The organism is Providencia rettgeri (genome assembly GCF_013702265.1).
Classification (GTDB): Bacteria; Pseudomonadota; Gammaproteobacteria; order Enterobacterales; family Enterobacteriaceae; genus Providencia; species Providencia zhijiangensis.
The window spans coordinates 3,494,364-3,519,596 of record NZ_CP059348.1; the positions used below are offsets into that span (position 1 = coordinate 3,494,364).

Consider the following 25,233-nt stretch of genomic DNA (forward strand, 5'->3'; position numbering starts at 1 on the left):
AAGTCATGACAACTAAACGTAAACCCTATGTCAGGGAAATGAAAGGCGACTGGTGGCAAAAGCTGGGTTTCTACCGCTTTTACATCATGCGTGAAAGTACTTCCGTGCTTCAGGTTTGGTTCAGTATTCTAGTCCTGTACGGAGTATTCGCTCTGAAAAATGGACCTGAATCATGGGCGGGCTTTGTTGGGTTCTTAAGTAACCCAATCATTCTGATCATTAACATTGTGACACTGGCTGCGACGCTGCTGCATACCACAACGTGGTTCAAACTGGCGCCAAAAGCTGTCGCTATCATTGTTAAAGATAAGAAACTGCCAGATGAGCCAATCGTGAAAGGCTTCTGGGCACTCACTATAGTCGTGACTGCGGCTATTTTAGCAATCGCATTACTATTTTAATCGAAGGAGAATCTGATGAATCTAACGCCTAAACGTTCCGATGAGCCGATTTTCTGGGGATTATTTGGTGCAGGTGGTATGTGGAGCGCCGTTATTGGCCCTGCAATCATTCTCTTACTGGGTATTTTAATCCCATTAGGTGTCGCACCAGAAATGCTGAGCTATGAGCGCATCATGGCATTTAGCCAAAGCTTTATTGGACGCATTTTCTTATTACTGATGATTATTCTGCCAGTATGGTGTGGTATGCACCGTATTCACCACACCCTGCACGATTTTAAAGTGCATGTTCCAGCAACAAAATGGGTGTTCTACGGCAGCTCAGCAATCATTAGCGTTATCGCAATCATCGGTGTATTCACACTGTAATTGTTGATTAACTAAGTAAGTTGATACCAAGTACCCCATCAATGCACTGCATGATGGGGTATTTTTTTGCATTACTTATGGCTTTCTAGCCCGGATATAAGCGCGGTTAAACCGTATAAAAATGCCGATTCCCCCTCATCCCCATCCATAATGTCTAATGCATCTTTCAATAATGGCGGCATATTTTCTTCGGCATTAGGTTCGACATCACGTTGAGCGGCTACATGCTCTTGCTGCTCAAGCACCGCCCCTAGCGTAAAATGCCCTACTGCACTTAGCGCATACAATCCTGCTTTTAGCGAAAAACCATTGTCCAACATAAACTGTAATTGGGTTTCGATGGTGGTGTATTGGCTTTGTGTTGGGCGAGTTCCTAGATGCACTTTTGCACCATCTCGATGGCTTAGTAACGCTCGACGAAAGCTCAGCGCGTTATTGCGTAAAAACTGCTGCCATGTTTCCCCTTCTCGCGGTAATCCATGATCATGATGACGAACGAGCATTTCCACCGCCAGCGCATCCAATAACGCACGTTTATTTTTCACATGCCAATATAACGTTGGTTGTTCAACCCCCAACTTTTGCGCGAGTTTGCGCGTGGTCAGCCCTTCCATGCCCACTTCATTCAACAAATCCAGGGCGGCGCTAATAATGGTGTCTCTGTCTAATCGAGCCATTAAGTTCTCCTCATCATTTCTGTTGACACTCTATCACTGATAGGGATATATTCCAACTCTATCATCGATAGAGAAAATGCATTATGAACAAAACCGCTGTTATTGCTTTAGTCATCACCGCCCTCGACGCTATGGGCATTGGGCTAATCATGCCTGTATTACCGACACTTTTACGGGAATATGTCACGCTGGAACAGCTCGCTAACCACTACGGTGTATTGCTGGCGCTGTATGCCGTGATGCAGGTCTTTTTTGCGCCACTGTTAGGAAAATGGTCGGATAAATGGGGACGCCGCCCAATTTTGCTGCTCTCTCTTGCCGGTGCTGCAATGGATTACACCTTACTCGCACTTTCTAGCACACTTTGGATGCTCTATTTGGGGCGCTTAATTTCAGGGATCACCGGAGCAACGGGGGCAGTGGCCGCTTCGGTTATCGCCGATTCCACAAAACCGGAAGAGCGCACGGCGTGGTTTGGTCGCTTAGGCGGCGCGTTTGGTATTGGCTTAATTGCAGGCCCTGTGATTGGCGGATTTGCGGGGGATTATTCCGCACATTTGCCGTTTATTATTGCGGCGATATTGAACGCGTTTACTTTTCTCATGGTTTTCGTTCTGTTTAAAGAGCCACAAAAAACAGTACAGCCAGAAAATCATGTAGATGCTCCACAAAACAGCCTCTCATTTATGCAGGTTGCTAAGCCGATTTTTCTGTTACTTACGGTCTTCTTCACTGCGCAGTTGATTGGGCAGATCCCTGCAACGACGTGGGTATTGTTTACCGAAAGCCGCTTTCAGTGGAATAGTGTTGAAGTCGGTATGTCCCTTGCTGGGTTGGGCTTGATGCACGCCATTTTTCAAGCGTTTATTGCAGGAACTATCGCCAAACGGTTCAGTGAAAAAATCACCATCATTGTGGGTTTTATTGCGGATGGCTGCGCATTTATGGTGCTGGCATTTATCACCCAAGGATGGATGATTTACCCGACATTGATTTTACTGGCCGGTGGCAGCATCGCCCTTCCAGCTTTGCAGGGGTTAATGTCTTCCCAAGTTAGCCAAGAAAATCAGGGTAAGCTGCAAGGAATGTTAGTCAGCTTAACCAATGCCACGGGGGTTATTGGTCCGCTGATGTTCAGCGTTATTTTCGGTCAAACACTCGGTATTTGGGATGGCTGGGTCTGGATGATTGGCACACTGCTTTATCTCGCCTTGATTTCCTGTTTTTTACTGTTTTATCGCCCTCACCACATATTGAAAGGACATTCTGGTATTTCGGACGTAAAATGTTATTAAGTCTTCTATGAAAATAACGCGATAAGAGCCCTATTTATGTTAACGCCTTTGAAAAAGCCAAGAACCAAGCCAGCAGAAGAACGTTTGAACGACCTGATGAATGCCGCGGAAAACCTCTTTCTTTCCAAAGGATTTATCGCCACAACGGTGAGTGAAATTGTGGCTGTGGCGGATGTGGCAAAAGGGACTTTCTATCATTATTTTCAATCAAAAAACGAAATTATGGATGCCCTACGTACCCGCTATATGGATTGGTATTTAGGGCATATTGCAGATGCGCTTTCACAGCATCCATCGGCGTCTTCACAATTAAAATTATGGTGCGAAAACAGCGTTAAATACTATGTTGAAAAGCAGACTCTACACGACATGCTCTTTCACGATGAATATCACGGACACACTAACAGCCATGAACAGCGCGCCGTTGAGCAAATTAAGCAGATTTTAGCCCTTGGTGAACAGCAACAAGCTTGGCACGCTGCACCACCAGAGCTTATCGCTACGATGATCTATCATGCAATGCATGCGGCGGTAGATAACCTCTCTACAACCCGTGAATATAATCAAAGCAATTTGGGTGAATTACTGTATGGGCGTTTTTTACGTCTCTTAGCGTAATAAATTAAAGTCGCTTGACTCGCTCCCTCGATTCAATGGCGCTTTACGACTTAATTTTGATCACTTCAGTCTCATTTGGCGATAACGTTTTTCCATCATGTGAAAGCGGGTACATCGCCGGAATGGGGCTTTGAGTCTGTTTATCAATCAAAATAGAGTGTGGTTCTCCCTCTCGAAATAGATTCACTTCCCCCCATTGCCTTAATGCAACCACGATAGGAAAAAGACTTTCCCCCGCCTCGGTCAACACATATTCTTGATAAGCAGTACCATCTGACGCATCCTTTAATTCAAGAATATTTGCATCAAGTAATTTACGTAATCTGTCTGACAAAATATTACGCGCCACCCCTAAACTTCGTTGAAAATCACCAAAACGTCGTACTCCATCAAAAGCATCACGCACAATTAACAACGACCAGCGATCCCCAATTAAATTTACGCTTCTAGCCACAGGGCACGGGGATCCTTCCATTACTGTATTCGACGACATGACTCCCCCTCTATTTAATACCAAAGAATTAACACCCAAAAAATCTAGTTGCATTTTAAAACCAACTAACCTAGCATTCAACTGGTTTCAAATTAAAACCAATCTTAAATTAAAACTAGATGAGTGTGCAAAATGAAAAACTCCCTTTCATTACCCCATTCGGCTATTGAGCAAAATAGCCTTCAAAATTCATTACCGAAAGGGTTAGTTTATCTCTTCGCGGTTGCCAGTGGATTAAGTGTCGCCAATGTTTACTATGCGCAACCCTTGCTAGATTCGCTTTCTCGTGACTTTCATATTAGTGATGCCGCTATTGGTGGCGTTATCACCGCCACTCAAGTTGGCAGTATTCTCGCTCTGTTATTGTTAGTCCCTTTGGGCGATAAAATGAAACGTCGCCACTTGATAGGATGGCAGCTCAGCGCGCTTGTTCTGTCTTTACTCATCGTTGCGATAGCAGAAACACCCGCAATGCTGCTCATAGGAATGCTGGCAGTGGGTATGCTTGGAACCGCCATGACACAAGGATTGATTTCCTATGCTGCGAGTTCAGCAGGAACGCATGAGCAAGGACACGTGATTGGTACTGCACAAAGTGGTGTATTTATTAGGCTTTTACTTGCAAGAGTCTTTTCTGGTGCAATAAGCGATTTGACTAGTTGGCGAGGAGTTTATCTCTCTTCTGCACTACTAATGCTCGCTATTGCCTACCCGCTTTGGCGATATCTGCCCCAGATCGATCCGCCAAAGAATTCCATGAATTACTCAACACTGCTGCGCTCAATGGCAACGTTATTTAAACACCAAAAAGTCTTACAGGTTCGCGGCTTCTTAGCATTACTGATGTTTGCTGCATTTAATATTTTCTGGAGTGCATTGGTTATTCCCTTAAGTGATGCGCCCCATTATTTTTCTCACACTCAGATTGGTGCTCTTGGCCTTGTCGGTGTAGTGGGTGCGTTGATTGCCTCAAGAGCTGGGCGTTTAGCGGATTACGGATACGGGCAAATAGCCAGTTTTATTGCACTGCTATTATTAACGCTATCTTGGTTACCCATTGCGTTTATGGATAGCTCATTATGGGCGTTGATCATTGGGATTATTTTGCTCGATGTGGGCGGGCAATCGCTACATGTGACAAACCAAAGCATGATTTATTGCTCAGAGCCTGAAGCACATAGCCGTCTAGTGGGGCTGTATATGATGTTTTATGCGGTCGGGAGTGGTTTTGGTGCGGTCAGTTCAACGTGGATTTATGCCCATGCGGGCTGGAATGGTGTTTGTCTATTAGGGGTCGGTGTGAGTGCTTTTGCGCTTATTTTCTGGTGGCTAACTCGTCATGTTAGATAAGTAATTTAAAATGAAACGGGTGAACATTCGCTCACCCGTTCTTATTCTCAGTGGCTTAACTAGAAAGTTTTAATCCAATTAGCCCCATCACGATCAAGCCAAGGCTCAATAAGCGAAACATATTGGCGGATTCGCCAAGGAAAATAATCCCGAAAATCGCGGTACCAACTGCGCCAATTCCTGTCCAAATCGCATAAGCGGTTCCGGCAGGCAAGTCACGCATCGCATAAGCGAGTAAGCCCATGCTGGCGATAATGGCGGTGATAGTGATAACACTAGGAGTTAGGCGCGTAAATCCATGGGTGTATTTTAAACCCACCGCCCAAACAATTTCTAATAAACCTGCGAATAATAAGATGATCCAAGCCATGGTGGATGTACTCCGTCAACTTCTCGGGGTCGTCCCCATTACTTAAACGTGATGATTTCAGGTCGTCCTGAACACGCGAAATGAAACCGTATTATAAACGTTCAATTTCAGAGACTCAAGTCACTTAAAATAATAATTAACACTAAATTAACACCCATATTTATCCTATTCATGCTGAATTTGAGTCCTTACATGCAATATCGTCGCACAAATCCCAAAGCACAGGTAAAGTAGAGATCCTCCGCCAATTCTGTACCGAGAAAACACCATGCGTATCAAAGATATATTACTTGCCCTGTGTGTCGTAATTATTTGGGGCGTCAACTTTGTGATCATCAAACTTGGCGTAACCGCCTTACCCCCACTACTCCTCGGTGCCTTACGTTTTGTGTTTGTGGCCTTCCCTGCTATTTTCCTATTCAAGCGTCCCAAAATTCCGCTGAAATTGTTGCTGATTTACGGGCTAACCATTAGCTTTGGGCAATTTGCATTTCTATTCTGCGCCTTACGCGTAGGTATGCCAGCAGGTATTGCCTCGGTGATTTTACAGTCACAAGCTTTCTTCACTATCTTGCTCGGTGCCGTGATCCTTAAAGAATCCCTACAGCCAACCCACTTTCTTGGCATGTTTATCGCCATCGCGGGGCTGGGAATTTTAGCCAATGGCGCAACCTCTGGCGGAATTGATGATATTCCTCTGTTAGGCTTGATCTTTATTTTGGTTGCGGGGCTCTCTTGGGCGTTTGGTAATATCACCAATCGCATCATTATGCAGCATCAAGGCGAAGAAAAATGCAGCGCTCTTTCCTTGGTCAGTTGGAGCGCCCTAATTCCGATTATTCCTTTCATATTAAGTTCGTGGATCTTCGAAGGTGAAGAGGCAATTGTTCAAGGCTTAGCGGGGTTTGATTGGTCTGTACTCGGCGTGATTTTGTATCTTGCCTACCTTTCCACTTTTGTCGGTTATGGGTTGTGGGGCGTGCTGCTCGGACATTATGAGGCTTGGCGCGTCGCACCGTTCTCTTTATTGGTGCCCGTTTTTGGGTTAAGCAGCAGCGCGTTATTCCTTGGGGAGCATATTAACGGCATACAAATCGCTGGATTAATTTTGATTATGTTCGGGCTTATCACGACATTGTTTGGTAAAAAAATCATTCAGATGATCCGAAAGTAATCGCCAACATCTTCAAATACCGGAAATTTTCTTCCGGTATTTTTTTGTCTATCTTAATATCCTAAGCAAGAATTTCAGCGCATCCATTCAGAACTATAATCTTAAATTAAAAAATTTATTGGAATATAAACCCAGCCAATGAATTAACGCTAGACCAAAACAAGATAAAATCCAATATTAACTTCGATTTTAGTGATACTAATTCCAATATTGGAATTTATCTACAATTTCAATTAAGTGTCTCGATTTAGCTACTTTTCCTTTCCCACAACTCTCGCTATATCTGTTTGAGTTTTTACTTACATAAATAACTAATAAAGCTCGTTAACGAAATGGATGGGGAAAGGCTATGGGTAAACAATTGATTTGGATTGTTCTCGCTCTGCTCGGCGCGTTTTCACTCGGTTATATTGCATTAAACCGAGGTGAACAGATCAACGCCCTGTGGATCGTGGTCGCCGCGGTCTGTATTTATTTGATCGCATATCGTTACTATGGACTGTTTATTGCGAAAAAAGTCCTGCAAGTAGACTCTACACGTATGACACCAGCCATTCGTCACAACGATGGTCTGGATTATGTACCAACCGACAAAAAAGTGTTATTTGGTCACCACTTTGCCGCCATTGCTGGCGCAGGTCCATTAGTCGGTCCTGTACTTGCAGCACAAATGGGTTATTTACCGGGTATGCTGTGGCTGCTCGCAGGGGTAGTGCTGGCAGGGGCGGTACAAGATTTTATGGTGCTATTCGTATCTACTCGCCGCGATGGTCGCTCTTTGGGTGAACTCGTGAAAGAAGAAATGGGCAATACTGCTGGGGTCATTGCGCTGATTGCTTGCTTTATGATCATGGTGATCATCCTTGCTGTACTCGCGATGATTGTCGTGAAAGCATTAACACACAGCCCATGGGGAACTTATACCGTTGCCTTCACCATCCCACTGGCTATTTTTATGGGGATTTATACCCGCTATATTCGTCCGGGTCGTATTGGTGAAGTCTCAGTTATCGGTCTGATTTTCTTAGTTTTTGCGATTATTTCAGGTGGCTGGGTCGCAGAGAGTGAAACATGGGCGCCTTACTTTGACTACACTGGCGTGCAGTTAACGTGGATGCTGGTCGGCTATGGTTTTGTGGCTGCCGTTCTACCTGTGTGGTTGCTATTAGCTCCACGTGATTATCTTTCAACATTCTTGAAAATCGGGACAATTATTGGTTTGGCGATTGGTATTTTGATTTTAAATCCCAATCTACAAATGCCGTCATTAACTAAGTATATTGATGGAACTGGCCCTGTGTGGGCGGGGGATTTATTCCCATTCTTATTTATTACTATCGCTTGTGGCGCCGTTTCTGGTTTTCACGCCTTAATCTCTTCTGGTACCACACCGAAAATGCTCGCCAACGAAAACCAAGCTTGTTTTATCGGTTATGGTGGGATGTTGATGGAATCTTTCGTCGCTATCATGGCGTTAGTCGCAGCTTGTGTGATTGACCCAGGCGTTTATTTTGCGATGAACAGCCCAATGGCCATGTTAGCACCAGCAGGAACGACGGATGTTGTGGCTTCTGCGGCACAAGTTGTCAGCGGCTGGGGCTTCCAAATTACACCTGAACAATTAACGCAAATTGCCAACGAAGTCGGTGAAACCAGCATTATTTCCCGTGCAGGGGGTGCTCCAACACTGGCAGTCGGTATGGCGTATATTCTTCATGGCGCACTAGGCGGGTTGATGAATGTGGCATTCTGGTACCACTTCGCCATACTGTTTGAAGCGCTGTTTATCCTGACTGCGGTGGATGCCGGAACCCGTGCGGCACGCTTTATGCTGCAAGATTTGCTGGGTGTGGTTTCACCATCATTGAAAAGGACGGATTCTCTACCCGCTAACCTGATAGCCACTGCATTGTGTGTGCTGGCTTGGGGTTATTTCTTACATCAAGGCGTTGTTGACCCACTCGGTGGTATTAACACCTTATGGCCGCTGTTTGGTATCGCCAACCAAATGCTGGCAGGTATGGCGTTGATGCTGTGCGCGGTCGTTCTGTTCAAGATGAAGCGCCAAGCCTACGCATGGGTCGCGCTATTACCAACAGCATGGTTATTGGTGTGTACGATGACCGCCGGCTGGGAAAAGACCTTCAGTGAAGATGCTCGCGTTGGTTTCTTAGCGGTCGCGAATAAGTTCCAAGCGATGTTAGATAGCGGCAACTTGCCACCGCAATATACGGAATCACAGTTAACTCAGTTGGTTTTCAATAACCGTTTAGATGCTGGCTTAACGATTTTCTTTATGATTGTAGTTGTGGTTCTCGCCCTATTCTCTATCCGTACCGCGTTGAAAGCATTGAAATCCAAGGAACCAACCGCCAACGAAGTTCCTTACGAACCAATGCCAGCCAACTACGAAGAGATTGTGGCAAACACCCGCCATCACTAATACACCGGAGATTGAGAGCTGAGCTTAAACATTGATTTTTTAACTATTTGTTTATTTAAATATTTTTCAAAACTCACTCTCTTTCTCCAAAATAGTTCGTGTTACAGCTAGGCGACAAACGAGGATATCCCTAGGAGCATAGATAACTATGTGACTAGGGTAGCCGAGAGCAGTCAACAACGCTGTAGCGCGAAATATGAAGGAGAAAAAAATGTTTGGAAACTTAGGGAAAGCAGCCCGTTATCTAGGCCAAGCCGCCAAAATGATGGTCGGCGTCCCCGACTACGACAACTACGTCACCCACATGCAACGTACCCATCCTGACCAAACGCCGATGACTTATGAGGAGTTTTTCAAAGAGCGGCAGGATGCTCGCTACGGCGGTAAAGGTAAAGGCGGGTTTAAATGTTGTTAATCATTACTCTGGCTGAGCACCATCAATAAAAAAGCCGAATACAGTACGAAACTGCATTCGGCTCTTCTTGATCTCACTTCGCCACTCACTATAATGGCTGGCTTGATCTATCGGCGATTATTTCACGCGTGAAACGTATTCGCCTGAACGAGTGTCAACTTTGATCACTTCGCCAATCTGAACGAACAGAGGAACTTTAACCACTGCACCAGTGCTTAACGTTGCTGGTTTACCACCAGTACCTGCTGTATCGCCTTTCAGACCTGGATCTGTTTCAACAACTTCTAACTCAACGAAGTTCGGTGGAGTAACTGCGATTGGACGACCATCCCACAGAGTTAAAATACACTCAGCTTGGTCAATCAGCCATTTGTCGTTATCACCGATAGCTTTAGCATCTGCTGCCAGCTGTTCGAAAGTTTCGTTGTTCATGAAGTGCCAGAACTCACCGTCGTTGTACAGGTAAGTTAAGTTCATATCCATGACATCTGCGCCTTCGCAAGAGTCAGTAGATTTAAAGGTTTTTTCCAACAACTTGTTAGAAAGCAGTTTACGCAGACGAACGCGTGCGAATGCTTGACCTTTACCCGGTTTAACGAATTCACTTTCAAGAATTGCACACGGCTCACCATCTAACATGATTTTAAGACCTGAGCGGAATTCATTGGTACTATAAGTAGCCATGGAGATCCTCTATTTATAAACTAAAAATGGCATAGCCAAAAAATGGTCGATATTATAACTCAAAATACCTCATCCAGAGAAGTCTGGATACAACAACTTGCTGAAGCAGTCACTAATCCGGATGAATTGCTGCAATTACTAAACTTAGAAGACCATCAGCCATCGCGAGAAGGTCATGAAGCACGTAAGTTATTCCCCTTACGCGTTCCGCGCCCTTTTATTTCGCGAATGAAAAAAGGTGATCCACTAGACCCTCTGTTATTGCAGGTATTAACCGCAAAAGCAGAGTTCGATATACATCCAGGTTTTTCTACTGATCCACTAGAAGAGCAGGATAACGCGATCCCGAGTTTACTCCACAAGTACCGTAACCGCGCACTAATGCTGGTTAAGGGGGGTTGTGCAGTGAACTGTCGATACTGCTTTCGCCGGCATTTTCCTTATGAAGATAACAAAGGAAATAAAAATAACTGGTTGATGGCTGTGGATTATATAAAAAACCACAGTGAACTCAATGAAATCATCTTCTCTGGCGGTGATCCATTAATGGCAAAAGACCACGAACTTGACTGGTTAATTAGCCAACTTGAGGAAATTCCACACATTACGCGCTTGCGAATTCATTCTCGCTTACCGGTGGTGATCCCTGAAAGAATTACAGATACCCTATGCCAGCGCTTATCCCAGTCACGTTTGCAGGTCATTATGGTAACCCACGTTAACCACGCTAACGAGATTGATGATGAATTTACAAAAGCGATGCAGAGATTAAAACGTGCAGGCGTCACATTGCTCAACCAAAGCGTATTGCTCCGCCAAGTTAATGACAATGTCACTGCTTTGGCAAACCTGAGCAATGCCCTATTTGATGCAGGAATTTTACCGTATTACTTGCATGTGCTCGATAAAGTCCAAGGTGCTGCCCACTTCTTAGTGAGTGATATTGAAGCTCGACAATTAATTCGTGAATTGTTAAGTCAGGTCTCGGGGTATTTAGTACCGAAGTTAGCGAGAGAAATTGGCGGGGAGCCAAGCAAAACCTTACTCGATTTAAACTTGCGCCAAAGCTAGTCTGAGTTAATAAACATCAAAACTAATAGGCATAAAAAAACCCGCTTAACTGATTAAGCGGGTCTTATTGATACATGATTATTGGCACTTATAAACTTGGCCAACCATTTTGCTATCAACAGGAACAAAGCTAGATAGGACAGTTTCGCTTGGGCTTGAAGCACCAAAAATCACGTTACCACCCATTGCTGCAGCTTTGTTACGTAAATCATTTGCTGCGCCGCGCATGGAGCTAGACTCGTTATTAACGCCGCTCAACCAGTTGCTTTGAGTTCCAGTGACTTGACCAAGAAGTTGGCATTCGCTTCCAGGTTGATTTTCAACAAAACGAACTTGTGAGCCTGCCGCAGTCAGATCATTGGTTGATGTACAACCTGCTAAAGTTAGTAATGCAGCAGCACCAAGCAAGACTTTAATTCGCATGTTTTCCCTCATTTTTTATTGTGTTTTTGCAGCTGGTTGTTGAACCTTTATAGCTCCAATCACTCAAAATTCTGTTTTATGGCAGTAAATTAGCTTACTCGATGTACTTATAAACTTTTCAATTATTGCCAATCGCTCAGAGTTTATCACAAAACCATCAAGACGCTCGTGATGTTCTTTACTTATTTAAACTATTTTTTACCTTGGATTAAATATAACCCGATGAGTCACCTTAACGCAAAAATAAGTAATAAACCTCATAAATGCAAAGCACAAAAGCATTAATTTGATTGCCTATAAAAAAACCGGCACCACTCGATAACTCATGGTGCCGGTCGTATTTTGGCTTGTAGCCACTAGTTAGTGGCTACTGGCGCACAATGTTTGCCTGTTGGCTTACATCATTCCGCCCATTCCGCCCATGCCACCCATACCCGCTGCGCCTAAATCAGGAGCGTCAGATGCTGGCATATCAGTGATCATCGCTTCAGTCGTGATCATCAGACCCGCGATTGATGCTGCGAATTGCAGAGCAGAACGCGTTACTTTAGTTGGATCCAGAATACCCATTTCGATCATGTCGCCATAAGTATCTGTTGCTGCGTTGTAACCGTCGTTGCCAGTTGCTGCTTTAACGTTGTTAACAACAACAGAAGCTTCTTCACCTGCGTTAGTCACGATTTGACGCATTGGCGCTTCCATCGCACGCAGAGCAACACGGATACCTACGTTTTGTTCTTCGTTATCGCCTTTCAGTGCTTCCAGTTTAGCTGCAACGCGAACTAACGCAGTACCACCACCAGCAACAACACCTTCTTCTACCGCTGCACGAGTTGCATGCAGAGCATCGTCAACGCGAGCGCGTTTTTCTTTCATTTCAACTTCAGTTGCTGCGCCCACTTTAATTACCGCAACACCGCCAGCTAATTTCGCTACGCGCTCTTGCAGTTTTTCACGGTCGTAATCAGAAGAAGACTCTTCGATTTGTTGACGAATTTGAGTCACACGACCTGCGATTGCAGTTTCGTCACCGATACCATCGATGATGATAGTGGTGTCTTTGTTGATAACGATACGTTTAGCTTGACCTAAATCTTCTAACGTTGCTTTTTCCAGCTCCATACCGATCTCTTCAGAGATAACAGTACCGTTAGTCAGGATAGCGATATCTTGCAGCATTGCTTTACGACGGTCACCGAAACCAGGTGCTTTAACCGCAGCCACTTTCACGATACCACGCATGGTGTTCACGACTAATGTAGCCAGTGCTTCACCTTCAACATCTTCAGCAATGATCAGCAGTGGTTTGTTCGCTTTAGCAACGCCTTCTAATACTGGCAGTAATTCACGAATGTTAGACACTTTTTTGTCGACTAACAGGATGAATGGGTTTTCCAGTTCAACAACGCCAGTTTCTGGTTTGTTGATGAAGTAAGGAGATAAATAACCGCGGTCAAACTGCATACCTTCAACCACGTCTAATTCATCTTCCAGACCAGTACCTTCTTCAACGGTGATAACGCCTTCTTTACCGACTTTCTCCATTGCTTCTGCAATTAATTTACCAACAGTTTCGTCGGAGTTTGCAGAAATAGTACCAACCTGTGCGATTGATTTAGTATCTGAACATGGAACTGACAGGGTTTTCAGCTCTTCAACAGCAGCAACAACTGCTTTATCGATACCACGTTTCAGATCCATTGGGTTCATACCCGCAGCAACTGCTTTCAGACCTTCGGTGATAATTGCTTGAGCTAAAACGGTAGCGGTTGTTGTACCGTCACCCGCTGCATCGTTAGCTTTAGACGCAACTTCTTTCACCATTTGTGCACCCATGTTTTCGAATTTGTCTTCTAATTCGATTTCACGAGCAACAGAAACACCATCTTTAGTGATAACTGGTGATCCAAAAGATTTGTCTAAAACAACGTTACGGCCTTTAGGACCTAAAGTTACTTTAACTGCATCAGCAAGAACATTGACACCACGAAGCATTTTTGTACGAGCGTCATTACCAAATCTAACGTCTTTAGCTGCCATTATCTCTTTCCTTTAAATTCTTTTCGTTTGATGAAAGTTTTAAGTGAAAATTCTTATTCAACGATTGCTAAGATGTCGCTCTCGGACATGATTAACACTTCTTCGTTGTCGATTTTTTCAGCTTTTACGCCATAACCGTCGTTAAAAATTACGATATCGCCAACTTTCACATCCAGCGCTTTAACGTCGCCATTTTCGAGGATGCGGCCTTGGCCCACAGCGATAACTTCACCACGAGTTGATTTGCCCGCAGCACTGCCAGTTAACACGATACCACCAGCAGATTTAGATTCGATTTCTTTACGTTTAACGATAACACGGTCATGCAATGGACGAATTTTCATTAATAGTTCTCCTACAAATAAAGTCCATACGGGTAAAAGGTCGATACCAAGGTGATCTTCACCAGTACCATGATTCAGGAGATTGGGATGAATAACTAAGACTTCAAGGGGTGGGAGATAAATTTTTTTATTATTTATCTCCCTACAGTTCAAAGGGAATTAAGGTTTAGGCGGGTTATCTTGGTTGGAATCTGAAGATTTATCGTCAGGAACACGATGGCTTTCACCATCAATAGTACTTTTACGATCAATAGTACTTTCACGATCAATAGTATAAGAAGGGTCATCTTGCTTGCGTTGGTACTCACCTTCAAAGGTATTGCCGTTTTGATAACCTCCACCCTGAAAACCATTTCCAGGTTGGTAAAACTTGATGTGCGGGATTAAACGCATCACAAATAATTTTTGTACTGGTGGTAGTAATAAAAGTAGTCCAATAAAGTCCGTAAAGAATCCAGGAACAATAAGTAAAAATCCTGCTAACACTAACGCCACACTTTTAATCATTTCAGCGGCAGGACTTTCACCACTCATTAATTTTTGTTGTATTTGCATGACATTTTTCATCCCTTGGTTCTTCACAAGTGAAACCCCCAAACAGGATGTGAGCACCACTAAAATTAATGTCATCAACACACCAATTTCAGCCGCAACTCGGACAAAAATGACCGACTCTATATACACCAAAATACATATCAGAATTAGTGGTAACCAGCGCACAAGTACTCCTTAATATCAATAAGCTACTGCATTTTTCGGGGCTAAATGAAAACCTTTGTGAACTATCTCTAAGAGACTACTATTCATATTCGCTTTTTTCATCAGTATAGCCATAATAATTGGGTCTCTGATCGTGATTTTCAACTCATGGACTAAGATCATTAACAAGGCTTATCTGTGATTTAAATCACACAATATAAATTCTATTGCACTAATCAATCCATAAAATGATCTAGGTTCAAGGTATGGGGTGATAAAGGGCATATGATCACCCCATAAGTCAGTAGAACATAATACTGATAAAGGAGTAATAGGTGGTAATCACCTAGAAGTTTAGTTTTAGGATATATTTTTAAAAGCGCATAAACGGACAGTAACTGTAATCTAATTAAGAAGGTTCTCATGTCAAACAATACTCGTATCGAAGAAGACCTGTTAGGTAAAAAAGAAGTTCCAGCTGATGCCTATTATGGTGTTCATACTCTGCGTGCGATTGAAAACTTTTATATCAGCGACCGCACCATTAACGATGTCCCAGAATTTATTCGCGGCATGGTAATGGTAAAAAAAGCAGCCGCACTAGCTAACAAAGAACTGCACACTATTCCTCGTAATATCGCAGATACCATCATCAAAGCGTGTGACGTTGTTTTGAATGAAGGCAAATGCATGGATCAGTTCCCAGTTGACGTATTCCAAGGTGGTGCGGGCACATCACTGAACATGAATACCAACGAAGTTCTGGCAAACATCGGTCTTGAACTGATGGGTCATAAAAAAGGTGAATATGAATTCTTAAACCCAAATGACCATCTGAACAAAAGCCAATCAACCAACGATGCATACCCTACCGGTTTCCGTATCGCGGTTTATAACTCTGTTCTGAAGTTAATCGATTCTGTTACTTACCTGAAAAAAGGTTTTGAAAGTAAAGCAGAAGAGTACAAAGACATCCTGAAAATGGGTCGTACTCAATTACAAGACGCAGTACCAATGACTGTTGGTCAGGAATTCCATGCTTTCGCAACTCTTCTTAAAGAAGAAGAGAAAAATCTGAAACGTAGCATCGATTTACTGCTCGAAGTTAACTTAGGTGCAACTGCTATCGGTACTGGCCTGAACACAGCCCCTGGTTACCAAGAACTGGCTGTTAAAAAATTAGCAGAAGTAACAGGTTTAGCCTGTGTACCATCAGAAGACTTAATCGAAGCAACGTCTGACTGTGGTGCTTACATCACTGTTCACGCTAGCCTGAAACGTTTAGCAGTTAAACTGTCTAAAATCTGTAACGACTTACGTTTACTTTCCTCTGGTCCTCGTGCGGCACTGAAAGAAATTAATCTGCCAGAATTACAAGCAGGTTCTTCTATCATGCCAGCAAAAGTTAACCCAGTAATCCCTGAAGTTGTTAACCAAGCATGTTTCAAAGTTATGGGTAACGACATCTGCGTAACGATGGCTGCTGAAGCAGGTCAATTACAATTAAACGTAATGGAACCAGCAATTGGTCAAGCGATGTTCGAATCCATTTCTCTGATGAGCAATGCATGCCGCAACTTAGTCGAAAAATGCGTTAACGGCATTACTGTTAACAAAGAAATCTGCGAAGCGTTTGTATTCAACTCTATCGGTATCGTAACTTACCTGAACCCATTCATCGGTCACCACAACGGTGATATCGTGGGTAAAATCTGTGCTGAAACAGGTAAGAGCGTACGTGAAGTTGTCCTAGAACGCGGACTGCTGACCGAAGCGCAACTGGATGATATCTTCTCTGTTGAGAACCTAAAACATCCAGCATATAAAGCAAAAAGATTTGACGACTAATTATTTATGTTTAGCATAAATAATTCTTAAGAATAAGGGCACGACTTTCCACCGGATAGCGTGCCTTTTTTCATGAATGCACACACAAATAATTAACATAACAGTTTCATAATTTTCATTTTTGTCGAGGAGTAAACACTATGTTAGCCGTAGAATTTGTCATTGTTCTGCTGGCCATTTTTTTAGGGGCCCGTCTTGGAGGGATAGGTATCGGTTTTGCCGGTGGCCTTGGTGTTCTGGTACTCGCTGCAATTGGCGTGAAACCGGGAACCATTCCTTTTGACGTAATCTCTATCATCATGGCAGTTATTGCCGCCATCTCTGCAATGCAAATTGCGGGTGGTTTGGATTACTTGGTTGCTCAAACAGAAAAATTACTGCGTCGCAATCCAAAATACATCACTATCCTTGCCCCTATCGTGACCTATTTCCTGACTCTGTTCGCAGGTACAGGTAATATCTCATTAGCCACTCTGCCAGTTATCGCAGAAGTTGCGAAAGAGCAAGGCGTGAAACCATGTCGTCCACTGTCTACGGCGGTTGTTGCAGCTCAAATTGGTATCACAGCATCACCAATCTCTGCGGCAGTTGTTTACATGGCATCGGTCATGGAAAACCCAGCAATGGTTGGCGCTGGTAACACCGTTAGCTACATCACGCTGTTAGGTATTTTATTACCAGCAACGTTCTTAGCTATCATCCTGATGTCTTTCATTATCTCTTGGACATTTAACTCTAAACTGTCTGATGACCCAATCTACCAAAAACGTTTAGCTGAAGGCTTAGTTGAACTGCGCGGTAGCCAAGTTAAAGAGATCAAACCAGGTGCTAAAGCGTCTGTTCTGCTGTTCTTACTTGGCGTTGTTGGTGTAGTTTGCTACGCAATCATCAACAGCCCAAGTTTAGGCATTGTAGCAACCCCACTGATGAACACCACTAACGCTATCCTGATCATCATGCTGACTGTGGCTACGTTAATCACTGTTCTGTGCCGTGTAAACACTGATGCAATCCTGAACTCAAGTACCTTCAAAGCAGGTATGAGCGCATGTATCTGTATCTTAGGTGTTGCGTGGTTAGGTGATACTTTCGTACAACACAACATTGATTGGATTAAAGAAACTGCAGGTGACTTAATCCACGAACACTCATGGATGTTAGCAGTTATCTTCTTCTTCTGTTCTGCGCTTCTGTACTCTCAAGCAGCAACAGCGAAAGCACTGATGCCTATGGCTCTGGCTCTGAACGTTAGCCCATTAACCGCTATCGCTTCATTCTCAGCAGTATCCGGTCTGTTCATTCTGCCTACTTACCCAACTCTGGTTGCGGCGGTACAAATGGATGACACCGGTACAACTCGCATCGGTAAATTCGTCTTTAACCACCCATTCTTTATTCCGGGTACTATCGCTGTGGCACTGGCCGTTACCTTCGGCTTCCTGTTCGGCGGTATGATGCTGTAGTCATCAATACAATGACTTAGAAACAGAGAAACCGTGGCTTTCGAGTCACGGTTTTTTTATGTCTGCACTAATCACCTCTGTGCTGACATATTTATACTGGCCAAATTACCTAACCCCTTCCCCTGTTCCCATTCGCTTTAAAAACCGTTGCTGATAACGCCACAAGGTTTTGGCATCAACACAGTGATAATCCATGCCAAATTGCGCGGCAGTTTGCTGAATAATACGAGCAAGCGCTGGATAATGCCGATGGTGCCAATTGGGGAATAAATGGTGCGTCAGATGCAAATTCAATCCGCCGAGCCAGTAAGTCAGGCACTTCGGCGTGGTTTGCCAATCATAGGTGGTGGAGAACGTATGAGTGTAAAATCCTTGCTCCATGCGCCCTGAATCCGGTGCTGTATAAAAGGTGGCTTTCGCCCAATGAGTGCCCAAAATCAGCACCACAAAAATAAATGACGCGAACATTTGGCTAAGCAGATAAACACCCAATAACGTGCCAATGCCGATGCCATAAGGGGATAAAACCCAATACGGTAATAATATGGCTAAGAAAAGATGCAGGATTTTACTCAGCAAAAATACCCCAATACCTTTCGCGCCCTGATGGCGCATTTTTGGGGCAACGCGCGTAAAATGAAAACGGTCAAACCAATCGTAACCCCAAATAAGTGCAGGAAATGTCATTGCTGCGATCAGCGGCCAATACAAATGCTGCCAACGCATAAACGGATACCAGCGCTGGTATGGGGTTTGGCGTAGTAAAAAATTTTCTTCAATATCCAGATCATAATGGCGAACATTGGTATGGGAATGGTGAAAAACAATGTGCCGCACGCGCCAACAATCGGGGTCTAACCCTAAAGGAATAGTCACCCAAAAGTTCACAATCCGGTTAAGCGCCCCTCGCTGAAAAACGGCGTTATGGGAGGCATCGTGCACCATATTAATCGCCAGCAATAAGGCGAAGAAAATAAACAGCGGATAGCCCACAAAAAACAGAATTCCACCTTGAGAACTTAGCATCAGCCAGTAGCTGCCTAGGCACACCAAAATCAGAGCCAAACTCTTGAGATAAACCCTGCCATCGGCAAAGCGGTGATCGCTTTTTTCTTGCAGATACCCCTTCGCGGCTTGCTGCAATGCACGGTGAAAAGCCAAGTCATCCCGTTGGCGAAAAGCGAGGGGCGGTAATGGCTTAGGCTTGTACATCACGGCCATCCACAGGTGTTGTTCCTACGCCCATTAGCACAGCAAGGCTGTGCAACCATAATAGCGCCCCCATCACCAGCCAGAATGGCGTCAACCAGCCTGCAATGATGATCAATAACAGCATCAGGCTAGCCACCGCAAACCAGCTCCATTTTCCCCAACCATAACCGCTCGATAAGCCAGACAACGCAACAGTCCCCGCCGCCAGCAGCAGAAATAACCCAACTTGCTCAAGGGTCGTTCCATTAAAACCGTACCCATAGCGATACACATAGCCAATCACCAACGTGAACAGCAGCAATGTCCCGCCCACAAGTCCCATTTTTCCGATGTGATAACGAGGTGAATGCGTTGGTTTATTCACTTTTTTCACACCCAAGATACGCAAAAATGGACGATTACTATCTATCAGCGGATTTTCGGTAGCAACCTCACCGCCAATACCGTATTGATGGGGCGTTTCAGGAGATTCAGAAAACGTCCCAAATAGCTTGTCCCAAATAATAAAGCTGCCGCCAAAGTTACGATTAGCGTACCCGCCCGTTTTTATATGGTGAACCCGATGATGATGCGGCGTCACCATCCACGATTCCAACCATTTAAACCGAGGAATTAATCCACTATGGTTAAAAAATTGAATCGTATAATGAAGCACGGATACCGTCATAAAGACGGTGAGCGGCACGCCCATTAACGCCAATAACAGAAAGAAAGGAATAGACGTGAGTGAGGAATACCACGAATTACGTACCCCTAACGAGAGATTAAAATGCTCCCCTTGATGGTGCACCACATGCACAGCCCACAAAAGGCGGTAACGATGGTGCAAACGATGCAGCCAATAAAACCCTAAATCCCAAGCAATTAACGTAAACAACCACACCAACCACGTTGGCCAGCTATCGGTAAGGCCAAAAGAAAAATGCGTGACCACAAAACCGTAGCAAAATAGTTCTAACCCACGGAACAGCCACAGCATGATATGCCCAGAATTAAGGTTAAAAACCACATCTTGCCAACTGAATGAAACGCGCTTTTGACAGGCAATAATCAGCGCTTCCACCATCACAATCAACACCATAAAGATAATGGGAAATGTCAGTTCATTCATCGCACTCTCCGTGACGGATTAGCCGCCAATAAGCGAAACGTCAGTAAACGAACAACCGTTATCGCTATCCACGCACAAGCCGCGCCGCCAACCACATCAATAAACAGGTGCCGCTTCAGTATTAAGACTGAAAAAATAATCATCAACGCCCACAATAGCCACAAGAGGTTTCTCAAAAATTGACCTTTTCGACACAAAGCCCCCCATGCAATTAACGTCAATGACACGTGGAGCGAAGGCAGCATATTTTGCGACGTATCCACCTGCAATAACCCGGCAAGTGCCTGTTGAGTCAACCCACTCCCTATATTTTGAGGAAACTCGGCTGTGGTTGGATAAATCAGATATACCGTGCCAGATAGCACCGCACAGAGGATCATCTGCCACATTAACGGCTTCACTTTTTCTGCGTGACTCAGCAGATAACCGCAGGGAATAAATAGGAAAAATGAGAGATAGAGCCATACCGCATTTGGCGAATAACCGATGGCATCATCAATTATCGTGGGGGAAATAACGTGTGCAGAAGAATAAATATGCCCCGTCAATGAGTAGATAAACCCAACACATCCCCAACCTAATAGTAAATACCCCACGCGCTGCCACACTGACATCGACGTTATCATGATGCCTCCCGCGTGATCCGCCGACGCTTAATTGCCATTACGGTCACGGGCAGGTTGGTGTTGAGTTGCCATTGAAGATGCTCAGTCACCGCGCCTTGCAATTCAAAGTAGTCAGTTAGTGCTTGCTTACATGCTAATAGCACCGTTTCCTCACAATCCGCGGATAAGGTGAATAACTGCCCATGTTGATGAAGTCGGTAATCTGTTTCTGTCGGTAACGTATTACAGATCACTCGGTTACAGGCGTCCGCAAACAGGGTTATTGGATCACCTTGTTGGTTGGTTAACACCAATTGGTCATCACTACGCCCTTCGATGCGTTCAATGGCTATTTGCGCATCGCCACAGGGGCATGGGGTCTCCCTAACAACCAAGATATCATCCAGTTGATAGCGCACAATGGGCTGAGTTTGCCGCGTAAAATCGGTGATAATCGGTGAAAAACGGCGTTCATCAATCCACTGTTTTTCAATATGCAAAAAAGCTTCATTCAGATGCAATGTGCCATGAGGGCAGGTGCAGCCAAGAAAACCTTCCGTCGCTTGATACACTTCGCCCACATCTGCAAAAACCGTTTTTAGCAGGGATTTGTCATCGGCATTTAGCACTTCCGCCACTGATATCACCCTTTTTGGGGTTAGTGAGCACTCATTTCGCTGCTGGCGTTTTGCGATTTCCACCAGCACCTGAGCAGGAGCAACAATAATGGTAGGCTGCCATTGATTAAGTGCAGCAAGATGCTCATCAAAATCCCCTAGCAAATCGTAAAACTGAAATGAGAGCCAACGGTTATTCACACTTTCATATAAGTTATTGTTTGCACGTAGAAACAGTGCAACGCGCTCTCCGGCAAATAGCCCATCCGGCAGCATCTTAGCCAGCATGGTTCCCGACCAGCGAGCTTGCTCATCAGGGCTAACCACAAACACCCCGCGTTTTCCTGATGTCCCAGACGATAACCCCACACTGAATTTCCCCACTGTTGGGGAGAAATCACGGGAAGATTCGCTCTGTCTTGCGCAGGCAAGCAGCTCATCCACTTTCAGCCCTTGGGTGTTCATACGGTCAAAATACTGCATCATCAAGGCTTTATTCATCACAGGCCACTGAGTAAGTGCTTGCTCACAATAGGCCGAAAAGTAGGGGCTACGCCGTAAAAAACGCTGAGTAAATACCGACAATTTTCGCTGTTGATATCGCTCTAGCGCTGTGGGATCCGTAAAACGCAGTCGACGAGCCTGCCAGTAATACCACAGGATTTTCAGCAGTTTCACAGCTCGCCCTCATGACACAATTGGATCGGTATCTGACGTTTATCAATCTGATGCAATTTATTGAGCGTGTCGTAATAGGCTTGGCTGTCATCCATAATCAAATTCGCCACCGCCATTGGCCCACGCAATTCTCGGTAATTTGTTGGCGACCACGCCGCATCCCCCGCCAGCAAGATCCAGCCGTCATCCGTTGCCACACATAACCCAGTATGCCCCGCGGCATGACCCGGCAGCGGTACTGCAATCAACGTTTTTTCAGGATTTATGGCGTAGCCAAATCCTAATTCGGCTAAGGCTTCAGGGAGCTCAATACGCTCAAAACCTTCATAAAACCGTGCTCTTTCTTCGAAATCTTCGGGTATCAATCCGCGCACAAAGGCTTTACGTAATGCGGAAAATCCGGTTAGATTGCGCGTTTTTTGCCACCCTTCCCCCGAACAGATTAACGGCACAGAGGGGAAATCCCGTAGCCCCGCAATATGGTCACCATGGAAATGGGAAATAATCACCCCAGTAATATCAGCAGGAGTAATGCCATCCGCCTTAAGCTGAGAAACGAGAGCATCTTTGGTATCAAAATAAACCGGCGTAACCGCTCGATACAGCCGAATGATCCCTTCACGGGTATGGTCATAAAAGTGGTCGGCATACCCCGTATCAAACAGCCAGCGCTGGTCATGCCCCTCAATCAGCCATGCCCGCGCGGGGAATTTACACGCTTTCATACTGGCACCTTTAAGGGCAACACAGCCGGGATGGGTGCAATATCCCACTTCAAATACCCGAATGTTCATCATGGTTTGCCCTCTTGGTTTTCATTAAGCCATTTTGCGGTGCGTGCGATGCCCTCCGCCATGGAATAACGTGGGATGTAACCGAGTTCCTGCTGAGCGCGTTGATTGTTTAAAATCATCGTGAAATAAGCAGCGCCGAGGCTATAACGGGTTAATAACGGCTCTTTTCGCTGCATAATCGCCAATTTTTCTAAGCAAAATGCCACACCGTATAATAGCGAATAAGGGGCTGATTTAATCTGGCACTCAGTACCTGTTTGCTCAAATAGCATTTTTAATGTCGTGGCCAACGGCTGAGGGTCTTGGTTGGTAATATTGTATACCGACCCGCTTTTTAACGGTTTTTGGGTTGCCAACATCATGGCATCCACCACATTTTCAACGTAGGTCAAATCGAAGGCATTTTTGCCCCCTGCCGGCAGCACCAATTTGCCATGACGGGCGCGAACTTGCCCCATCAAACGCGGCAATAAAACCCGGTCATGCGCACCAAATAATCCACGAGGGCGCAAAATCACAAACGTAGTTGAGGGATAATTCGGCACTATCTTGGTAATTTCTTGCTCGGCAAGGAACTTCGTTCGCGCATAATCATTGGCAAATTGCGTGTTATTCGTTGATTCGAAGATATTGTATTGGTGAGTAAAATTAAAATAGATAGCTGGCGTGGAGATATGCACAAACCGCTCGATGCCCTGCTCTGCCGCAGTCTGCGCCAAGGTTTTGGTGGCTTGCCAATTGATGGATTCAAATTTTTCACGTGCACCCCATGGCGCAGATAATGCGGCACAGTGCCAAATGGCCTGACACCCCAACATCAATTCCCGTGCGTTTTCCTGTGTTAACGTTGCCAGTTCTATGGGAATAAATGCCGCGCCAGAATCAGCTAATATCTGACCAATCGCCAAATCACGCCCGCAAGCTACCACCTGATGCCCTTCTCGTAGCAGTATTTCGACCGCATTGCGCCCAAGCCCGCTGGTCGCGCCGGTAACTAAGATCTTCATGGCACAAGCACCATTGCCGATAAGGCTAGCCCAGCGGCGGTTCCCACCAGCATTACGCGAGATTTGCCATAAAAACGGTCGGTGATAATGGCTTCATGTAGCGCGGAAGGAATTGATGCCGCCACTTGGTTGCCATGTGTGGCATAGATATCGACTAACTGTTCGGCGGTGACACTAAGGCGCTTGCGCATATGTTCCAAGGATAAGTGACTCGCTTGATGGGGAACTACCGTATCAATCTGCGCTAAGGTCACTCCCGCTTGAGACAGTATTCTCCCCATAAAATCCTCAACCATGGCGGATGCCATCTTGAATAGCGGTTTGCCTTTCATGTGGAATAAGAAATCGCTCGGCTCCATCCCTGAGCGTGGATTACGGCGAGTACCACCCGCTCTGATCTCACAAAGATCCAGTCCTTCAGGATAGGTTTCCAAACGAAATGCCAAAATGCCGCTATGCCCATCACCGCGCTCAACAAGTGTACAAGCTGCGCCATCACCAAAGATCAGCGAAGATTCTTCATGTTCCCAATCGATCCCACGAGAAGCAATATCCGCAGAGACAATCGCAATTCGGCGATATTGATGAGTAGCGAGTAGCCCACCCGCAATTTGCAACGCCGATAAATAACTCACACAACTCGCATTCACATCAAAGCAAGCAATTCCCGAGTGAAGCGCTGAACTTGCAAGAATATGAGCTGCGCTACAAGGTAGGGCTTGAACGGGAATAGCCGATGCACAAATCAAGGCATCCACTGAAGCAGGATCAATATGGTGGCGAGTTAATGCATCGTGAATCGCCGCGGCGGCTAATTCCGCTTGGCTATCGGTATTGGATGCATGGTAGCGCCAGCGGATCCCTGAGCGCTTTTCAACGTAACCGTTCGGCTTATTCAGCTGCTTATCCAAATCCATCGACAATATTTTATGTGTGGGTAGTGCGATGCCAGAAGCAATAATTTTCAGTGGCACAAACGTGTTGGGGTTAAGCATTTTTTACCTATTCTTGTAGTTTATTGCTTTATTACCC

At 45.0% G+C, this 25,233-nt stretch carries 26 protein-coding genes; 11 read left to right on the forward strand and 15 right to left on the reverse strand.

Features of this window, described 5'->3' with window-relative positions; genetic code table 11:
- Positions 1-5: 5 nt before the first annotated feature.
- Both frdC and frdD read left to right on the forward strand, forming a co-directional pair.
- Complete coding sequence (gene frdC / locus H0913_RS16035) at positions 6-401, forward strand: fumarate reductase subunit FrdC (protein WP_006659010.1); 396 nt, start codon at positions 6-8, stop codon at positions 399-401.
- Between the two features lie 15 nt (positions 402-416).
- Positions 417-770, forward strand: a complete 354-nt coding sequence (gene frdD, locus H0913_RS16040) for a fumarate reductase subunit FrdD (RefSeq protein WP_006659009.1) — start codon at positions 417-419, stop codon at positions 768-770.
- Between the two features lie 71 nt (positions 771-841).
- Here frdD and tetR read toward each other — a convergent pair whose 3' ends face one another.
- Entirely contained in the window at positions 842-1,447 is a 606-nt protein-coding gene (tetR, locus tag H0913_RS16045) for a tetracycline resistance transcriptional repressor TetR (RefSeq protein WP_154639350.1), read from the reverse strand.
- Between the two features lie 83 nt (positions 1,448-1,530).
- Between tetR and tet the strand changes: the two genes are divergently transcribed.
- Positions 1,531-2,742, forward strand: coding sequence for a Tet(A)/Tet(B)/Tet(C) family tetracycline efflux MFS transporter (gene tet, locus H0913_RS16050; protein WP_181477592.1), 1,212 nt, complete (start codon positions 1,531-1,533; stop codon positions 2,740-2,742).
- A 36-nt stretch (positions 2,743-2,778) separates the two neighbouring features.
- Positions 2,779-3,360: a TetR/AcrR family transcriptional regulator gene (locus H0913_RS16055; protein ID WP_181477593.1), complete on the forward strand. Its 582-nt coding sequence runs from the start codon at positions 2,779-2,781 to the stop codon at positions 3,358-3,360.
- 43 nt (positions 3,361-3,403) lie between these two features.
- Here H0913_RS16055 and H0913_RS16060 read toward each other — a convergent pair whose 3' ends face one another.
- The gene (locus H0913_RS16060; protein ID WP_181477594.1) at positions 3,404-3,853 is read right to left on the reverse strand and encodes a winged helix-turn-helix transcriptional regulator; all 450 of its coding nucleotides are present in this window, start codon (positions 3,851-3,853) and stop codon (positions 3,404-3,406) included.
- A 132-nt stretch (positions 3,854-3,985) separates the two neighbouring features.
- Between H0913_RS16060 and H0913_RS16065 the strand changes: the two genes are divergently transcribed.
- Positions 3,986-5,203: an MFS transporter gene (locus tag H0913_RS16065; RefSeq protein WP_181477595.1), complete on the forward strand. Its 1,218-nt coding sequence runs from the start codon at positions 3,986-3,988 to the stop codon at positions 5,201-5,203.
- 55 nt (positions 5,204-5,258) lie between these two features.
- Here the strand turns inward: H0913_RS16065 and sugE are convergent, their stop codons facing one another.
- Positions 5,259-5,573: a quaternary ammonium compound efflux SMR transporter SugE gene (sugE, locus tag H0913_RS16070; protein WP_154603508.1), complete on the reverse strand. Its 315-nt coding sequence runs from the start codon at positions 5,571-5,573 to the stop codon at positions 5,259-5,261.
- Positions 5,574-5,841: 268 nt separating this feature from the next.
- Here sugE and H0913_RS16075 point away from each other — a divergent pair, with 268 nt between their 5' ends.
- The 3 genes from H0913_RS16075 (at position 5,842) to H0913_RS16085 (ending at position 9,605) form a co-directional block, all read left to right on the forward strand.
- Positions 5,842-6,747, forward strand: coding sequence for an EamA family transporter (locus tag H0913_RS16075; protein WP_181477596.1), 906 nt, complete (start codon positions 5,842-5,844; stop codon positions 6,745-6,747).
- A gap of 349 nt (positions 6,748-7,096) precedes the next feature.
- On the forward strand, positions 7,097-9,190 hold the full coding sequence (gene cstA, locus H0913_RS16080) for a pyruvate/proton symporter CstA (protein ID WP_036955955.1): 2,094 nt from the start codon (positions 7,097-7,099) through the stop codon (positions 9,188-9,190).
- 211 nt (positions 9,191-9,401) lie between these two features.
- On the forward strand, positions 9,402-9,605 hold the full coding sequence (locus H0913_RS16085; RefSeq protein WP_181477597.1) for a YbdD/YjiX family protein: 204 nt from the start codon (positions 9,402-9,404) through the stop codon (positions 9,603-9,605).
- Between the two features lie 117 nt (positions 9,606-9,722).
- Here H0913_RS16085 and efp read toward each other — a convergent pair whose 3' ends face one another.
- Positions 9,723-10,289, reverse strand: coding sequence for an elongation factor P (gene efp, locus H0913_RS16090; RefSeq protein WP_154603511.1), 567 nt, complete (start codon positions 10,287-10,289; stop codon positions 9,723-9,725).
- 42 nt (positions 10,290-10,331) lie between these two features.
- On the opposite strand from efp, the gene epmB reads away from it, so the two are divergent.
- Positions 10,332-11,360, forward strand: coding sequence for an EF-P beta-lysylation protein EpmB (gene epmB / locus H0913_RS16095; RefSeq protein WP_154639356.1), 1,029 nt, complete (start codon positions 10,332-10,334; stop codon positions 11,358-11,360).
- Between the two features lie 78 nt (positions 11,361-11,438).
- On the opposite strand, the gene H0913_RS16100 is transcribed toward epmB, so the two are convergent.
- The 4 genes from H0913_RS16100 to H0913_RS16115 form a co-directional block, all read right to left on the reverse strand.
- Positions 11,439-11,783, reverse strand: coding sequence for a DUF4156 domain-containing protein (locus H0913_RS16100; RefSeq protein WP_036955950.1), 345 nt, complete (start codon positions 11,781-11,783; stop codon positions 11,439-11,441).
- Positions 11,784-12,179: 396 nt separating this feature from the next.
- Positions 12,180-13,823, reverse strand: a complete 1,644-nt coding sequence (gene groL / locus H0913_RS16105) for a chaperonin GroEL (protein WP_036955948.1) — start codon at positions 13,821-13,823, stop codon at positions 12,180-12,182.
- A 53-nt stretch (positions 13,824-13,876) separates the two neighbouring features.
- Positions 13,877-14,167 (reverse strand): co-chaperone GroES, encoded by a 291-nt coding sequence (locus tag H0913_RS16110; protein ID WP_108478399.1) that lies wholly within the window; start codon positions 14,165-14,167, stop codon positions 13,877-13,879.
- Between the two features lie 159 nt (positions 14,168-14,326).
- The gene (locus tag H0913_RS16115; protein WP_181477598.1) at positions 14,327-14,887 is read right to left on the reverse strand and encodes an FxsA family protein; all 561 of its coding nucleotides are present in this window, start codon (positions 14,885-14,887) and stop codon (positions 14,327-14,329) included.
- A 402-nt stretch (positions 14,888-15,289) separates the two neighbouring features.
- Here H0913_RS16115 and aspA point away from each other — a divergent pair, with 402 nt between their 5' ends.
- A complete protein-coding gene (gene aspA / locus H0913_RS16120; RefSeq protein WP_154603513.1) occupies positions 15,290-16,714 on the forward strand; it encodes an aspartate ammonia-lyase in 1,425 nt (474 codons plus the stop codon).
- A gap of 140 nt (positions 16,715-16,854) precedes the next feature.
- Entirely contained in the window at positions 16,855-18,177 is a 1,323-nt protein-coding gene (locus tag H0913_RS16125) for an anaerobic C4-dicarboxylate transporter (RefSeq protein WP_181477599.1), read from the forward strand.
- Positions 18,178-18,282: 105 nt separating this feature from the next.
- Here the strand turns inward: H0913_RS16125 and H0913_RS16130 are convergent, their stop codons facing one another.
- From H0913_RS16130 to H0913_RS16160, 7 genes are read right to left on the reverse strand one after another with little or no spacing between them, the layout of a single operon-like run.
- Positions 18,283-19,389 (reverse strand): fatty acid desaturase family protein, encoded by a 1,107-nt coding sequence (locus H0913_RS16130; protein WP_154603515.1) that lies wholly within the window; start codon positions 19,387-19,389, stop codon positions 18,283-18,285.
- Positions 19,376-20,500, reverse strand: a complete 1,125-nt coding sequence (locus H0913_RS16135; RefSeq protein ID WP_154603516.1) for a sterol desaturase family protein — start codon at positions 20,498-20,500, stop codon at positions 19,376-19,378. The genes H0913_RS16130 and H0913_RS16135 overlap by 14 nt, the downstream gene beginning before the upstream one ends.
- A complete protein-coding gene (locus H0913_RS16140; protein ID WP_154603517.1) occupies positions 20,497-21,126 on the reverse strand; it encodes a phosphatase PAP2 family protein in 630 nt (209 codons plus the stop codon). Before H0913_RS16140 ends, H0913_RS16135 begins: the two co-directional genes overlap by 4 nt.
- The gene (locus tag H0913_RS16145) at positions 21,123-22,400 is read right to left on the reverse strand and encodes a F390 synthetase-related protein (protein WP_181477600.1); all 1,278 of its coding nucleotides are present in this window, start codon (positions 22,398-22,400) and stop codon (positions 21,123-21,125) included. The genes H0913_RS16140 and H0913_RS16145 overlap by 4 nt, the downstream gene beginning before the upstream one ends.
- Positions 22,397-23,197, reverse strand: a complete 801-nt coding sequence (locus H0913_RS16150) for an MBL fold metallo-hydrolase (protein WP_154639361.1) — start codon at positions 23,195-23,197, stop codon at positions 22,397-22,399. Before H0913_RS16150 ends, H0913_RS16145 begins: the two co-directional genes overlap by 4 nt.
- On the reverse strand, positions 23,194-24,201 hold the full coding sequence (locus H0913_RS16155; protein ID WP_181477601.1) for an NAD-dependent epimerase/dehydratase family protein: 1,008 nt from the start codon (positions 24,199-24,201) through the stop codon (positions 23,194-23,196). Before H0913_RS16155 ends, H0913_RS16150 begins: the two co-directional genes overlap by 4 nt.
- The gene (locus H0913_RS16160; protein WP_154639363.1) at positions 24,198-25,196 is read right to left on the reverse strand and encodes a 3-oxoacyl-[acyl-carrier-protein] synthase III C-terminal domain-containing protein; all 999 of its coding nucleotides are present in this window, start codon (positions 25,194-25,196) and stop codon (positions 24,198-24,200) included. Before H0913_RS16160 ends, H0913_RS16155 begins: the two co-directional genes overlap by 4 nt.
- Positions 25,197-25,233 lie beyond the last annotated feature (37 nt).

What these genes read in the sequence shown, in the direction of transcription:
- frdC (WP_006659010.1), top strand. Translation starts at nt 6, where the DNA reads ATGACAACTAAACGTAAACCCTATGTCAGGGAAATGAAAGGCGACTGG.
- frdD (WP_006659009.1), top strand. Translation starts at nt 417, where the DNA reads ATGAATCTAACGCCTAAACGTTCCGATGAGCCGATTTTCTGGGGATTA.
- tetR (WP_154639350.1), bottom strand. Translation starts at nt 1,447, where the DNA reads ATGGCTCGATTAGACAGAGACACCATTATTAGCGCCGCCCTGGATTTG.
- tet (WP_181477592.1), top strand. Translation starts at nt 1,531, where the DNA reads ATGAACAAAACCGCTGTTATTGCTTTAGTCATCACCGCCCTCGACGCT.
- H0913_RS16055 (WP_181477593.1), top strand. Translation starts at nt 2,779, where the DNA reads ATGTTAACGCCTTTGAAAAAGCCAAGAACCAAGCCAGCAGAAGAACGT.
- H0913_RS16060 (WP_181477594.1), bottom strand. Translation starts at nt 3,853, where the DNA reads ATGTCGTCGAATACAGTAATGGAAGGATCCCCGTGCCCTGTGGCTAGA.
- H0913_RS16065 (WP_181477595.1), top strand. Translation starts at nt 3,986, where the DNA reads ATGAAAAACTCCCTTTCATTACCCCATTCGGCTATTGAGCAAAATAGC.
- sugE (WP_154603508.1), bottom strand. Translation starts at nt 5,573, where the DNA reads ATGGCTTGGATCATCTTATTATTCGCAGGTTTATTAGAAATTGTTTGG.
- H0913_RS16075 (WP_181477596.1), top strand. Translation starts at nt 5,842, where the DNA reads ATGCGTATCAAAGATATATTACTTGCCCTGTGTGTCGTAATTATTTGG.
- cstA (WP_036955955.1), top strand. Translation starts at nt 7,097, where the DNA reads ATGGGTAAACAATTGATTTGGATTGTTCTCGCTCTGCTCGGCGCGTTT.
- H0913_RS16085 (WP_181477597.1), top strand. Translation starts at nt 9,402, where the DNA reads ATGTTTGGAAACTTAGGGAAAGCAGCCCGTTATCTAGGCCAAGCCGCC.
- efp (WP_154603511.1), bottom strand. Translation starts at nt 10,289, where the DNA reads ATGGCTACTTATAGTACCAATGAATTCCGCTCAGGTCTTAAAATCATG.
- epmB (WP_154639356.1), top strand. Translation starts at nt 10,332, where the DNA reads ATGGTCGATATTATAACTCAAAATACCTCATCCAGAGAAGTCTGGATA.
- H0913_RS16100 (WP_036955950.1), bottom strand. Translation starts at nt 11,783, where the DNA reads ATGCGAATTAAAGTCTTGCTTGGTGCTGCTGCATTACTAACTTTAGCA.
- groL (WP_036955948.1), bottom strand. Translation starts at nt 13,823, where the DNA reads ATGGCAGCTAAAGACGTTAGATTTGGTAATGACGCTCGTACAAAAATG.
- H0913_RS16110 (WP_108478399.1), bottom strand. Translation starts at nt 14,167, where the DNA reads ATGAAAATTCGTCCATTGCATGACCGTGTTATCGTTAAACGTAAAGAA.
- aspA (WP_154603513.1), top strand. Translation starts at nt 15,290, where the DNA reads ATGTCAAACAATACTCGTATCGAAGAAGACCTGTTAGGTAAAAAAGAA.
- H0913_RS16125 (WP_181477599.1), top strand. Translation starts at nt 16,855, where the DNA reads ATGTTAGCCGTAGAATTTGTCATTGTTCTGCTGGCCATTTTTTTAGGG.
- H0913_RS16130 (WP_154603515.1), bottom strand. Translation starts at nt 19,389, where the DNA reads ATGTACAAGCCTAAGCCATTACCGCCCCTCGCTTTTCGCCAACGGGAT.
- H0913_RS16135 (WP_154603516.1), bottom strand. Translation starts at nt 20,500, where the DNA reads ATGAATGAACTGACATTTCCCATTATCTTTATGGTGTTGATTGTGATG.
- H0913_RS16140 (WP_154603517.1), bottom strand. Translation starts at nt 21,126, where the DNA reads ATGATAACGTCGATGTCAGTGTGGCAGCGCGTGGGGTATTTACTATTA.
- H0913_RS16150 (WP_154639361.1), bottom strand. Translation starts at nt 23,197, where the DNA reads ATGATGAACATTCGGGTATTTGAAGTGGGATATTGCACCCATCCCGGC.
- H0913_RS16155 (WP_181477601.1), bottom strand. Translation starts at nt 24,201, where the DNA reads ATGAAGATCTTAGTTACCGGCGCGACCAGCGGGCTTGGGCGCAATGCG.
- H0913_RS16160 (WP_154639363.1), bottom strand. Translation starts at nt 25,196, where the DNA reads ATGCTTAACCCCAACACGTTTGTGCCACTGAAAATTATTGCTTCTGGC.